Here is a 13,180-nt window from a genome sequence, read left to right on the forward strand (position 1 = left end):
GGCGCAAGATGTGCGTCTCGCCCGCCGCAGCAAGCCAACCCGCGGAGACGATCGATGCTGAAGACCACGCTACCACCAGTGAGCGGCGCCGCGCGGCCGCGCCAGCCTGCGCGCTTTCGCTTGATGCCGCGCTCGCCCGCGTTCTGGTTCCTGTTTCCCGCTGTCGCGGCGCTGGCGATCATCGGCATCTACCCGCTGCTGCTCGCGCTTTACAACTCGTTTCACCTGTACAAGCTCGCGGATGTCGAAGCGGGAACGCCGTTTGTCGGTTTCGACAACTACGTTGCCACGCTCTCCGATCCGTCTTTCTGGGGCGCGCTCGGCCGTACGGTGTTGTTCCTGTGCCTGACCTTGCCGATCGAAATTGCGTTGGGGTTATTTGCGGCATTGATGTTGCACCGTACGGCACTGCCGTGGCTGCGGGTGGCGGCACGCGTCGGCCTGGTGATTCCGATGGCGACCACCTACGCGGTGGTCGGCCTGATCGGACGCCTGATCTTCAACCGCCAGTTCGGCGTGGTCAATTACTTGCTGGGTTTCCTCGGTATCGCGCCGCTCGACTGGCTAGCCGATCCCACGCTCGCCGTCGTCTCCGTGATGATCATGGATATCTGGCAATGGACGCCGTTCTGCGCGCTGATCCTGCTCGCGGGTCTTGCAATGGTGCCGAAAGAAGCCGAAGAAGCCGCCAGGCTCGAGACACCGAAGTGGAGCAAAATCCTCTGGCATCTGCAGCGTCCCTACCTGTTGCCGGGGCTCACCGCGATCCTGATTCTGCGTTCCGCCGATATGCTCAAGATGTTCGACGCCGTATTTACGATGACGCGCGGCGGTCCCGGCACGGCGACCGAATTCATCAGCATCTATATTCAGCGCATCGCGTTCCGTCTCTTCGATCAGGGCATGGCGTCGGCCCAGGCGGTCCTGCTGCTGATCCTGACGATCGTGCTGTCGCGGCTCTATATTCGTTTTGTCTATCGGGAGGCCGTGTGAGCACATCAACGGATACCAGCATGCCATCTTTGCCGCTCTCGCCGCGTGCGCGCCGTGCGAAGCATGCGCGGCGGCGCGCGACGGTGTGGCACGCAATCGGCTTGCTGATCGTGTTTCTCACGTCGGTGTTTCCGTTCTACTGGATGGTGACGACCAGCCTGAAGAGCCAGGCCGACGCACTTGCGATGCCGCCGGTCTGGTTGTTCAAGCCGACACTCTCCCACTACATCGACGCGCTATTCGAGCACGACGTCGCACAAAGCCTGTTGAACTCGCTGATCGTGGCGAGCAGCACGACGTTTCTGTCGATCCTGCTCGGCACACCGGCGGCTTACGCGCTCGCGCGCTTCGAATTTCGCGGCAAGGAGGACCTGTGGTTCTGGTTCATCTCGAACCGCATGGTGAGCCCCGTGGTGCTGGCCGTGCCGTTCTTCCTGATTGCGACGAAGCTCGACCTGGTCGATACGCATATCGTACTGATCCTGCTCTATCTGACGTTCTCGCTGCCGATCGTCGTATGGATCTGTACCGATCAGTTCCGCAATATTCCCGTCGAACTCGACGAAGCGGCGCGTCTGGACGGAGCTTCTGCGTGGCGCGTGTTCTGGAGAATCAACTTGCCGCTGGCGATGCCGGGCATCGTCGTATCCGCGATTTTCGCCTTCATCTTTTCATGGAACGATCTGCTTTACGCACTGGTGCTCACCCGTACCGACGCCATCACGTCACCGGTTGCCGCAACCAGCTACATGAGCGGCTACGAGTTGCCGTGGGGCGAAATCATGGCCACGGGCACGCTGATCGTGTTGCCGATGGTGGTCTTCGCTCTGGCGGTATCGGGCCGGCTGGTCCAGGGGCTCACGATGGGCGCGGTGAAATGATGCGCGGCGCCAGGAGCGGTGAATTACTATCCGGTTGTGCCAATCAAACTCATCATGCTTATGACTAAATCCATGCCACCCGCATTGACGTCGCTGACCGAATCGTCTGTTGATATCGAAGAGGAGTTGCAGGCGCGCGTTGCGTGGCATTACTACGTCGGCAATCTTACGCAACAGGAGATTGCGCAACTGCTTGGCAGCAATCGGGTGCGGGTGAACCGGCTGCTCGCCGCGGGCCGCGAATCGGGGATGGTGCAGATCACCATCAATAGCCGTCTCGCACCTTGTGTGGCGCTCGAAGAGATGCTGGTCAGGCGTTTCGGGCTCGAAGCCGCGGTCGTGGTGCCATCGGGCGCCGATACGGAGGCCAACATGGCCGCGCTCGGCATCGGCGCGGCGAACTACCTGGCGGGGCAGCTCGAGACGGGGCAAACCATCGGACTGGGGTGGGGGCGCACGATCCGCGCCGTGCTGCGAGCCTTACCGCAGCGCGCTTATGGCGCGCTTTCGGCAGTGTCGTTGCAAGGCGGCCTCTCGCATTGCCCGAGCATCAACACGTTCGATATCGTGTCCGACTTTGCGAACTTGTGCCAGGCGGACGGCTTTCTGTTTCCTGCGCCGATCTATGTGAGCAGCCAGGCGGTGCGCGACGTTCTCCTAAACGAAGATGCCGTACGCGAGACTTACGAACGCGCGCGCCGGTCGGATCTGGTTTTGCTCACCTGCGGCGACCTGACGGAGTCGCTGGTGGTGACCTATGGCATCAACGATCCCGAGCAGGTGAGGGCGCTGCAGAAGGCGGGGGCGGTAGGCGACATGCTAGGCCACTTCATGGACGCCGATGGCGAGGCGCTCGACCATCCGCTGAACCGCCGGACGGTCGCTATTTCGCTCGACGATCTGCGCAAGATCCAGCGAGTGATTCTGGTGAGCGGCGGTGCGAAGAAGTTCGCAGTGACGCGAGCCGCACTACGCGGACGCTATCCGTCGGTGCTGGTAACCGACGAAGAGACTGCTCGCCGTCTCTGCGACGAACCCTGACGAGCACGATTAACGGCGAAAGCCTGGCAGTAGACGGCGGCCGCGAGGCCGGCCGATTTCATCCCATAGCAGAGGGCTTCAATCATGGAAGCACTGGTTCTCGAAGAAGCACGCCGTATCAGCTTGCGCCCATTCACGTTGCCGCAGGTTGTCGGTCCGCGCGATGTGCGCATTCGCATCAATACGGTGGGTATTTGCGGCAGCGACATTCACTATTATCAGCATGGCCGGATCGGACCATTTGTCGTCAATGAACCGATGGTCCTGGGTCACGAAGCGGCCGGCACCGTGATCCAGATCGGCGATGAAGTGACCCACCTGAAGGTGGGCGATCGTGTCTGCATGGAGCCCGGTGTGCCGGACATGGCATCGCGGGCGTCGCGTGAAGGCATGTACAACCTCGATCCGAGCGTGCGCTTCTGGGCGACGCCGCCCGTGCATGGATGCCTCACGCCGTTCGTCGTGCATCCTGCTGCGTTTACTTTCAAGCTGCCGGACAACGTCAGTTTCGCGGAGGGCGCGATTGTCGAGCCGTTGGCGATCGGCATGCAGGCGGCAACCAAGGCGAAGATAAAGCCCGGGGACGTGGCCGTGATTCTGGGCGCGGGAACGATTGGCATGATGTGCGCCCTGGCGGCGCTCGCAGGCGGTTGCAGCCGCGCGATCGTGTGCGATCTGGTGCCCGAGAAGCTCGAACTGATCGGCAACGTGCAAGGCGTCACAGCGGTCAATATCCGCGAGCGGAAAGTGCAGGACGTTGTCGCCGAACTCACCGAAGGATGGGGCGCCAACGTGGTCTTCGAGGCCAGCGGCAACGAGAAGGCTTTCGACGGCATCGTCGAGCTGCTGTGTCCCGGTGGTTGCCTTGTTCTGGTCGGTATGCCCCAACACGCGGTGCCGATCGATATTGTTGCGCTGCAGATCAAGGAAGCGCGGATCGAATCGGTGTTCCGCTACGCCAACATGTTCCCACGGGCGATCCAGTTGATCGCATCCGGCCGGCTCGATATCAAGCCGTTTATCTCACGCTCGTTTGCGTTCGCGGACGGTATTCGGGCGTTCGAGGAAGCGGCAAGCGGCAAGCCCACGGACGTGAAGGTGCAGATCGTGATGGAGTGACCGGCGCATCGGCGGGCCGGGTCGTCGGCAAATCGGCTTACCTCTGACCCGGCAGCGGGCCAACGCGCCGTGCGGGACGGCGCGTGAACAGGTCCTAGGCGGAAGCGCGCAGCGTCCTGGCAGCCGCTACCATGTTGGTCAGCGCAGGAATGACTTCTTCCCATTGACGCGTCTTCAGGCCGCAGTCCGGATTCACCCAGAGGCGCTGCGCCGGAATGCGCTCAGCGGCCTTCTTCATCAGTTGCACGATGTGCGCTTCGGTCGGGATGTTCGGCGAGTGAATGTCGTACACGCCCGGCCCGATTTCGTTCGGATAGCTGAAGTTGTCGAATGCGTCGAGCAGTTCCATATCCGAGCGCGAGGTCTCGATGGTGATCACGTCGGCATCCATGCTGGCGATCGACGCGATGATGTCGTTGAACTCCGAATAGCACATGTGGGTGTGGATCTGCGTTTCGTCATCCACGCCATTGGCGGTGATACGGAACGACGTCACGGCCCAGTCGAGGTATTCCTGCCATTGCGACCGACGCAGCGGCAGGCCTTCGCGCAATGCGGCCTCGTCGATCTGGATCACGCGCACGCCGGCCTTCTCGAGGTCGAGCACTTCTTCGCGGATCGCCAGAGCCAACTGGTAGCACGAGACCGAACGCGGCTGGTCGTCGCGCACGAAGGACCAGTTCAGGATCGTGACCGGGCCGGTCAGCATGCCCTTCATCGGCTTGCCGGTAAGCGACTGGGCGTACGTGGTCCATTCGACGGTCATGGCCTTCGGGCGGCTGATGTCGCCGAACAGGATCGGCGGCTTCACGCAGCGCGAACCGTACGACTGCACCCAGCCGAACTGGCTGAAGGCATAGCCATCGAGCTGTTCGCCGAAGTATTCGACCATGTCGTTACGCTCGGCTTCGCCGTGCACCAGCACGTCCAGCCCGAGCGCTTCCTGCTCACGCACGCTGCGCTCGATCTCGGCGTGCATCGCGGCCTTGTAGCCGGCTTCGTCCAGTGCGCCGCTCTTGAACTGGCTGCGCGCATGGCGGATCTCGCCGGTTTGCGGGAACGAGCCGATCGTGGTGGTCGGGTAGGCCGGCAGCTTCAACCGTGCGGCCTGCTTGCCGGCGCGCGCCGGATACGCGTTCTTGCGCTGACCGAGGGCCGGATTGATCTTCGCGAGAGCGACCTTGACCGCCGGGTTGTTCACGCGTGGCGACGCACGGCGTGCAGCAATCGCCGCAGCGTTAGCGGCCAGTTCTGCCTTGACCGCATCACGGCCCTGATTCAGCGCGGCGGCCAGCACCTTCAGTTCACCCAGCTTCTGCAGCGCAAACGCGAGCCACGAACGAACCTCCGCATCCAGCTTCTGCTCGCTATCCAGATCCACCGGCACATGCAGCAGTGAGCACGACGGTGCGACCCAGAGGCGCTCGCCCAGTTGCTTTGCAACGGGCTCCAGCCAGTCGAGCGTGGCGCTCAGGTCAGTCTTCCAGATATTGCGGCCGTTAATTGCGCCGACCGACAGCACCCGCTCTGCCGGCAGTTCGTTCGCCGCTTGCGCGACTTCTTCGCGTGCGTTGATCGCATCAATATGCAGGCCATCCACGGGCAGCTTGCACGCTAACGCCAGGTTGTTCTGCAACTGGCCGAAATAGGTGGCAAGCAGCAGCTTGACGCGGCGCGTTTCGAGCGCCTCGTAAGCCGTGACGAATGCCTGCTGCCAGGCCGGATCCAGTTCCGTGACGAGCGCCGGTTCGTCGATCTGCACCCACTCCACGTCCTGGGCCGCGAAAGTGTCCAGCAGCGCGCCATACACCGGCAGCAGTTTGGGCAACAGCGCGAGGCGGTCTGAATCGTCCTTTGCCTTGCCCAGCCATAGATAGGTCACCGGTCCGATGATCACCGGCTTCACGTTCACGCCGGCGGCACGGGCTTCAGCCAGTTGCGTGACGAGGCGCGACGCATCGAGAGTAAAACCGGTCGCTGCGGTGAATTCCGGCACGATGTAGTGATAGTTGGTATCGAACCACTTGGTCATCTCGCCGGCAGCCACACCACCGCAGCATGCCGCGTGGTCTTCGGCTTCCTTGGCCGAACGACCGCGGGCGACGCGGAAGTAGTTGTCGAGGGCGTCGCCGTGAAAGCCTCGCACGCGTTCCGGCAGGTTGCCCAGCGTGAAGCTCATGTCCAGCACCTGATCGTAGAAGGCGAAATCGCCCACGGCCGCAAAACCCAGATCAGCCTGGTGCGCCCAGTGACGGTGGCGCAACTGGGCGCCCAGCGCTTTCAGTTCGCCGAGCGACGATTCCCCTTTCCAGTAGGACTCCAACGCGAATTTCAGTTCGCGCTTTGCGCCGATACGGGGGAAGCCCAGATTGTGTGTCGTTGCCATCGTGTCGCCTTGATTCAGTCAGGTTGCGGATGGGGGCATCCTAACGAAGGCGGCTTATGAAGTAAAATGGTGTTAATTCAACCATCCATTAGTTTTTTTCATGAACAATCATGCTTGAAAGAATTCATCTGGCCATCGTTCAGGCGGTGGACAAGCACGGCTCGCTTACGGCTGCGGCGGATATCCTCTGTGTGACCCAGTCCGCACTCAGCCATTCCATGAAGAAGCTGGAGCAGCAACTGGGTACCGATATCTGGCTGCGCGAGGGGCGCAGCCTCCGCTTGACCCAAGCCGGCCAGTACCTGCTCGAGGTTGCCAACCGCGTGCTGCCGCAACTGGCGCTCGCCGAGGAGCGGCTGGGGCAGTATGCGCAGGGCGAGCGCGGCGCGCTGCGCATCGGCATGGAATGCCACCCCTGCTATCAGTGGTTGCTCAAGGTGGTGGAGCCTTATCTTGCGCATTGGCCGGACGTGGATGTCGACGTCAAGCAGAAATTCCAGTTTGGCGGAATCGGCGCCTTGTTCGGCTATGAGATCGACCTGCTTGTGACACCGGATCCGCTCTACAAACCGGGCTTGCGCTTCGAACCGGTATTCGATTACGAGCAGGTGCTGGTGGTGAACCGGGAGCACCCGCTCGCCACCGCCGAGTATGTGAAACCGGAGCAGTTGACGCGGGAGGTGTTGGTTACGTACCCGGTGGAGATCGACCGGCTCGACATCTACAATCAGTTTTTAATGCCGGCTGGCGTTACGCCACGGCGCCACAAGGCGATCGAGACCACCGACATCATGCTGCAGATGGTGGCAAGCGGCAGGGGCGTCGCGGCGCTGCCCCGCTGGCTGGTGGAAGAGTATGCCGGCAAGATGAACGTCGTGCCGGTGCGCTTGGGGCGCAAGGGCATTGCCAAACAGATTTTTCTGGGTGCCCGCGAGACCGACACTGAAATTGACTACCTCAAGGCCTTCATCGAACTGGCGCGCAATTAGTCCCTATGCGCGAGCGTCAGCGGGTCCAGTCGCGATGGCCGTCACTCCGATGATTAACGCTCCATAAACGATGGCCCGAAGTCCCGCGCCGGTTCCACTTGCATTAAGCAGGGCGTTGATCAGGAACAGGAAGCAGGCGGCGCTCCAGGTCCCGGTCACGCTCGGCCGGCCGCCCGACACCTGCGTGCCGCCAATCACGACAACGGCGACCGAGAGCAACATGTAGTCGGCACCCATGTCCAACGTGGCGCCTCCGGAAAACGCGGCGAGCAGAAGCGCCGCGACGGCGGCCAGCACCGAACAGCTCACATAAGTCAGGCAGTGAACCCGGTTTACCCTGACCCCGGCGAAATTCGCGGCACGCGCGTTCTGACCCAGCGCCGACAAGCTACGTCCCTGCACCAGCTTGAACAGCACGACGGCAATCAGCGACGTAATGATCAAGGCGACGAGCGCCAGCGCCGAGACGCCGCCCACGCGAGCGAGCGCGAAGTCTTCGAGCGCGGGCGGGGGAGCGGCGCCGCCGCGCCCGAGGCTGATCGCGAAGGACTGCAGCACGAAGCTCGACGACAAGGTAGCGATGATCGGCGGAATGCGCAGGGCCCGGATCAATAGATAGTTGAACAGACCGATCAGCGCGCCCGTGGCGAGCACGGCGAGGACGCCAGTGATGATCGAGTGATCGTTGGTTGCCATGACGCGCATGCCGATACCGCCGCACAGCGCAATCGTGGCCGGTATCGACAGGTCGATATTGCCAGGGCCGCTTGAAATCACCAGCATTTGCCCCAGTCCGACGAGGACCGAAAACACGACGAACGCCGATGCCGTCGACAGCATGCTGCCCGCTGTGCCAAGACCAAACACCGCGCCTGCGACAACGCCGACCAGAACGGCGCCGAGAAATGACCAGAACCACGCGGTATGGCGTATCGAAAGGACGCTGCTCATTTGCGTTGCTCCTTCATGCGAACCAGAAGACGCAGCGACAGCACTGCGATCAGAATGGCGCCCTGCAAGCCGATCTGCCACTGCGGGGCGATCTGCAAGAACGAGAGAAGCGACGATGCCAGCGTCAGCGTAATGGCGCCGAGCACGGCGCCGACCGGCGACACCCGGCCGCCGACGAACTCGCCTCCGCCAAGAATCACCCCGGCCACCGACAGCAGCGTGTAGCGCAACGCGATATTGGCATCCGCGGAGGTGGTCAGGCCGAGCAGGGTCAAACCGGAACACACGCCGAACACGCCGGCGCAACCGAAGAGAATCGCCTTGGCGCGTATCACCGACCAGCCAAAGCGGCGCATCGCGGCGGCATTGCCGCCGACGCCACGCAACGCGACGCCGGGCGACGAGCGCATCAGGAACAGATGCATGCACAGGGCGATCGCCGCGGTCCACAGCAAGGGCGCGGGAATGATGGGCGACTGGAAACCCATCATCGCTGCAAGCCAGTCCGGACTCGTGCCGCCGGGAGCGGGCAGGAGCAGGACCGCGATACCGTTCCAGACGAACGACAGTCCGAGCGTGACGACGACCGACGAGATGCGGCGATACTCGATCAAGGCGCCGACCAGTGCGTAGAGCACGACGCATCCGGCGAGCGCCAGCACGCCCAACCACGGCGAACGCTGCAACAGGGTTGCGCCGATGCAGGCAACGAGGCTGACGAACGAGCCGATCGACAGATCGAGTTCATTCGCGGTGATGACCGCCAACTGGGCGAGCGTAGCGAACACGATCGGCACGCCGAGATTCAGCAGCATGACGCCGCCGAAATAGCTGAGCGTATTGGGTTGGATGATCGCCATCGGCACGAGGATCGCGACGAGCGATGCGAACGGCAGAACCGAGCGCAGATCGCGCGGTCCGCGCAACGGAAGCGGCATGGATTTCACTCGGTTACCTCCTCGAAACTGGCCGCGAGCAGCGCCTCTTCGGTACACTCGGCCGAGCTCAACTCTTGCGTGACCCGGCCCGAGCGGAACACATAGGTTTTGTCGCAGTACGCGAGCTCATCGTTTTCGGTCGTGTACCAGACGAAGGTTCGGCCTTTGGCGGCTTCATCGAGCAGTAACCGGTAGATTTCCAGCTTCGTGCCGATGTCGACCCCGCGCATGGGGTCGTCCATCAGGACCAGTTTCGCATCCGATGCCAGCGCCCGTCCGAACAGAACCTTCTGCTGGTTGCCGCCGCTCAAGGCGAGGATATTGGCGTCGCCCGCGGCGCCGCGAATGTCGAGCCTCGTCGCCCACTTATCGAACAATGCCTGAAGTCGCCGCTTGTCGATCCACGAGCCGCGTGCGCGATCGAAGAGCGAGCGGATGTCGAAGTTCTGCGCGATCGTCCAGTCGGGAAAGACGCCATCCGCACGCCGGTCGCCGGCGACATACGCGACGCGCTGATGCGAGCCCCGCTGGCGGGCCTGCGCATAGATCTCGTTTAACGCGTCGGTCTGGCCTTGTCCTGCGAGCCCTGCGAGACCGACTATGCTGCCGCGCGGCACCTCGAGCGTGGTTTGCTGTTTCTGGCCGAGGTTCCATCTGTACACGTCGCCGGAGTGCGCGGCCGCTCGCCGCTCGCGCCCGGGCGTCACATCGCCTTCGACGAACTGGCCCATCGCGCGGATGATCGCGTCCCTGGTGAGCCCTTGTGCGCTCAGCGTCGTTACCACACTTCCGTCACGCATGACCATGATCCGGTCCGCGCAGCGCAGCATCTCGCCGAGCATGTGGGTGATCAGGATGCTGGTGGTCCCGCTCGCAGCGGCCCTGCGCACGAAGGCAAGCAATTGTTCGGCGGTGTACTTGTCGAGACTGGAGGTCGGTTCATCGAGTATCACGACCTTCACCGGGCTATCGACGCTGGAAAACGCGCGGGCGATCTCGACCATTTGCTGCTGGGTCAGCGAGAGATCGCCTACGACGTCGGTGCCTGAAAGGGCGTGCCCCGGAAAGATCGCATCGAGTTGCGCCTCGATGATGCGGCGCGCACGCTTGCGCCAGCCCATGCCCTTGAGCTGCGGATGCATCGCGCGCATGTTCTCTTCGATCGTGAGATTCGGGCAGAGCGACAGCTCCTGAAACACGCACCGCACGCCGAGCCCGCGCGCGACCTCGGCACTGTAGCCGCGCTCGTGACGGATTCCGTCGTGCTCGATCCATCCGGCGTTCGAGCGGCGGGCGCCGGAGAGGACCGACATCAGGGTGGACTTGCCGGCACCGTTGTGCCCCGCGATTGCCACACACTCACCGCGCATGAACTGGAAATTTGCATTCCTCAGCGCTTTCACCAGACCAAACGACACGTCTATGTCGTGCACGGCGATCAACGGTTCGGCCTGCCGCCCGGCCTGTTGCGCTTCAATTTCGATGCTGTCTCGGTGATTCATCACGGATACCGAACCGGGGAAGGGGATTCGACGAGGGGGCGGCACACTGTGTCGCGCCTGCCTACGGCTTCGCCTGCGTCTCGATGAGCTTGACCACCTGGTCGCGCGTGAATACGTTGCTCGCCACCGTGCCGGGCGCGGTGGAAGCCAGCACCTTGTCGACCGATGCCGAGGTGACCGTGAGCGTCGGCAGCGACATGTCGTGCGGCAACGGATTACCCGCAAGCAGTTGCTGCGCGACCCAGAATGCGAAGGTCGACGAACCCGGATCGGCCGCGATCGACATCGTCTGATAGCTGTCGACGCCTTGCGACTTCCACCATGCAAGTTCTTCCTGGCGATTGCCGAGGATGATGATCGGCGTCTTGCGGCCCGCCGCCTGGAACGCGCGCGCGGCGCCGTAGCCGTCGCCGCCCTGAGTCACGACCCCGTCTATCTGGGGCAAGGAAGGCAGCACGCCCGACACTTCCTTCTGCGCCACGGTCTGCGTCCATGCGCCATAAACCGAGCCGACGATCTTCATGCCGGGATACTTCTTGATTTCGTCGACGATGCCTTGATGAATCTCGTCGTCAACCGAGACGCCGGCGAGCCCGCGGACTTCGAGGAGGTTGCCTTTCCCGCCAAGCTTGTTGGCGAGGAAGTCCACCTGAACGGCGCCCATCTGATGAAAGTCCGCGGCGATCCGATAGGCGCAGGGTTCGGTAACGATGCCGTCGAACGACACCACGATCACGCCGGCGGCGCAGGCCTGCTTGATTGCGCCATTGAGCGCGGTGGGCGACGCCGCGTTGATCACGATGGCCTTGTAGCCCTGCAAAACCAGGTTCTGGATCTGCTGGGCCTGTTCTGTTGCCTGATTTTCCGCCGTGGTGAAAGCCGGTGCATCCGCGATCATGCCGACCTTTTTCGCGTCGGCGGCCACCTGCGCCCAACTCTTCAACTGCTGCTGACGGAAGGTATTACCGGCGTAGCTGTTCGACAGTGCAATCTTGTCCTTCGAAGTGTCGCCCGTGGCGACTTTGGCCGAAGCGCCCGCGGCAACCAACGCCGCGCCGATCGCGGCCACGACGATGACTTTCTTCATCAACATGCTTGTCTCCTGGAGTGGTGAAGCGCCGCTGTCAGCCAATTGCGTTCTCAAGACGCTTGCTGTCGAATCAGGCGTGATGGCATCTTAGGTTTTAACTCTACTACCATACAAGTAGGGTTTAACCGAAGATGGATTTCCGGCTGCCGGATATCTATTCTCATCACATGAATACCCGCACACTTGTTTTCGTCGGATGCCTGAACCGTCGTGTGCCGCACTTTCCGGCGGCGAACGGACGGGGCATCGTCGTGTACAGCTTCGATGAAGCAACCGGCACGCTCACGCTGCTTGCCGAGACCACGGACATCCCCAATCCGACTTATCTCGCGGCCGTCGCGTCACGTGGCCTGCTTTATGCGTCCAGTGAAGTGTTCGGCGAGGCGGAAGGGCTCGTCAGCGCGTATCGCATCGATCCCGAGTCCGGCGCATTGGCTCTCATCAGCCGCCAGCCGACGCGCGGCAGCCTCACGGCATATTGCAATGTCGATCGGCAGGCTACCACCGTGTTCGTTGCCAACTATGCCCATGATCGGACCGGAGAGATCCCTGGACGGCAGATCGTGAGCTTTGCGGTGCTGGATGACGGCGGCTTGAGCGCGGCGTCGAGCGAGTTTTCGCATGCAGGCAGCGGACCGAAGCTCGATCGGCAAAGCGTGCCGCACGCGCATTGCGTCGTACCGAGCCCCGACAACCGTTTCGCGATCGTCACGGATCTGGGTACGGATGAGCTGATCGCCTACCGGATCGATGTCGCCAACCGGCGTCTCGAAGCTTCCGGCACCCCCGCCTTACACTTGAAGGCCGGCGCGGGCCCGCGCCATTTCGTGTTCCATCCGGACGGCGTCACCGCGTATGTCGTGAACGAACTGGATTCAACCGTATGCCGGCTTGGTTATGCTTCGACGAACGGCGAGCTTCGGCTGCTTGAAACTGTGGATGCGCTGCCGGGCAACCCGGGCGCGGGTCAACCGGCGGATTTGCAGATCGCGCAGGACGGGCGCTTCCTCTATGCATCGATCAGGGGAGAGGACGTCATCGGCATCTACAAGCTCGACGAGGCGAGCGGAAAAATCGTTTTGGCGTCGGTTTGCAATGCCGGCGGCAAGACGCCGCGTAGCTTTGCGTTGTCGCCTGCGGGGCGCTTCATGCTGATCGCGTTGCAGGACAGCGACCGGTTGGCCGTCTTGCGCATCGATCCCGCGACGGGCGAACCCGCCGAAGAAGTCGACAGCGTCGAGGTCGGGACGCCCATGTGTGTGAAGGCCGTACATTTCAGCCCGGGATGAG

The 13,180-nt window shown here is 62.6% G+C and carries 11 protein-coding genes; 6 read left to right on the forward strand and 5 right to left on the reverse strand.

The genetic code is table 11. The features are described 5' to 3' along the window. Positions 1-54: 54 nt before the first annotated feature. The 4 genes from AC1ECK_RS18340 to AC1ECK_RS18355 all read left to right on the forward strand — a co-directional run bounded on the left by AC1ECK_RS18340 (position 55) and on the right by AC1ECK_RS18355 (position 4,034). Complete coding sequence (locus AC1ECK_RS18340; RefSeq protein WP_480321383.1) at positions 55-993, forward strand: carbohydrate ABC transporter permease; 939 nt, start codon at positions 55-57, stop codon at positions 991-993. Positions 994-1,013: 20 nt separating this feature from the next. Continuing rightward, entirely contained in the window at positions 1,014-1,874 is an 861-nt protein-coding gene (locus AC1ECK_RS18345; RefSeq protein WP_480321542.1) for a carbohydrate ABC transporter permease, read from the forward strand. A 72-nt stretch (positions 1,875-1,946) separates the two neighbouring features. Further along, positions 1,947-2,915: a sugar-binding transcriptional regulator gene (locus AC1ECK_RS18350; RefSeq protein WP_480321384.1), complete on the forward strand. Its 969-nt coding sequence runs from the start codon at positions 1,947-1,949 to the stop codon at positions 2,913-2,915. Positions 2,916-2,999: 84 nt separating this feature from the next. Further along, a complete protein-coding gene (locus tag AC1ECK_RS18355) occupies positions 3,000-4,034 on the forward strand; it encodes an NAD(P)-dependent alcohol dehydrogenase (RefSeq protein WP_480321385.1) in 1,035 nt (344 codons plus the stop codon). A gap of 94 nt (positions 4,035-4,128) precedes the next feature. Here the strand turns inward: AC1ECK_RS18355 and metE are convergent, their stop codons facing one another. After that, positions 4,129-6,420: a 5-methyltetrahydropteroyltriglutamate--homocysteine S-methyltransferase gene (gene metE / locus AC1ECK_RS18360; RefSeq protein WP_480321386.1), complete on the reverse strand. Its 2,292-nt coding sequence runs from the start codon at positions 6,418-6,420 to the stop codon at positions 4,129-4,131. A 110-nt stretch (positions 6,421-6,530) separates the two neighbouring features. Between metE and AC1ECK_RS18365 the strand changes: the two genes are divergently transcribed. Then, the gene (locus AC1ECK_RS18365) at positions 6,531-7,409 is read left to right on the forward strand and encodes a LysR family transcriptional regulator (RefSeq protein WP_480321387.1); all 879 of its coding nucleotides are present in this window, start codon (positions 6,531-6,533) and stop codon (positions 7,407-7,409) included. Between the two features lie 3 nt (positions 7,410-7,412). On the opposite strand, the gene AC1ECK_RS18370 is transcribed toward AC1ECK_RS18365, so the two are convergent. From AC1ECK_RS18370 to AC1ECK_RS18385, 4 genes are all read right to left on the reverse strand, one after another. Further along, positions 7,413-8,360 carry an ABC transporter permease gene (locus tag AC1ECK_RS18370; RefSeq protein ID WP_480321388.1) on the reverse strand — a complete coding sequence of 316 codons (948 nt, stop codon included), beginning with the start codon at positions 8,358-8,360 and terminating at the stop codon, positions 7,413-7,415. Further along, positions 8,357-9,298, reverse strand: coding sequence for an ABC transporter permease (locus AC1ECK_RS18375; RefSeq protein ID WP_480321544.1), 942 nt, complete (start codon positions 9,296-9,298; stop codon positions 8,357-8,359). The genes AC1ECK_RS18370 and AC1ECK_RS18375 overlap by 4 nt, the downstream gene beginning before the upstream one ends. Positions 9,299-9,303: 5 nt before the next feature. After that, on the reverse strand, positions 9,304-10,800 hold the full coding sequence (locus AC1ECK_RS18380; protein WP_480321389.1) for an ATP-binding cassette domain-containing protein: 1,497 nt from the start codon (positions 10,798-10,800) through the stop codon (positions 9,304-9,306). A gap of 61 nt (positions 10,801-10,861) precedes the next feature. After that, on the reverse strand, positions 10,862-11,887 hold the full coding sequence (locus tag AC1ECK_RS18385; RefSeq protein ID WP_480321546.1) for a substrate-binding domain-containing protein: 1,026 nt from the start codon (positions 11,885-11,887) through the stop codon (positions 10,862-10,864). A 170-nt stretch (positions 11,888-12,057) separates the two neighbouring features. Between AC1ECK_RS18385 and AC1ECK_RS18390 the strand changes: the two genes are divergently transcribed. After that, a complete protein-coding gene (locus AC1ECK_RS18390; protein WP_480321390.1) occupies positions 12,058-13,179 on the forward strand; it encodes a lactonase family protein in 1,122 nt (373 codons plus the stop codon). Position 13,180 lies beyond the last annotated feature (1 nt).

This window comes from Paraburkholderia sp. SSBN10T (assembly GCF_056619545.1).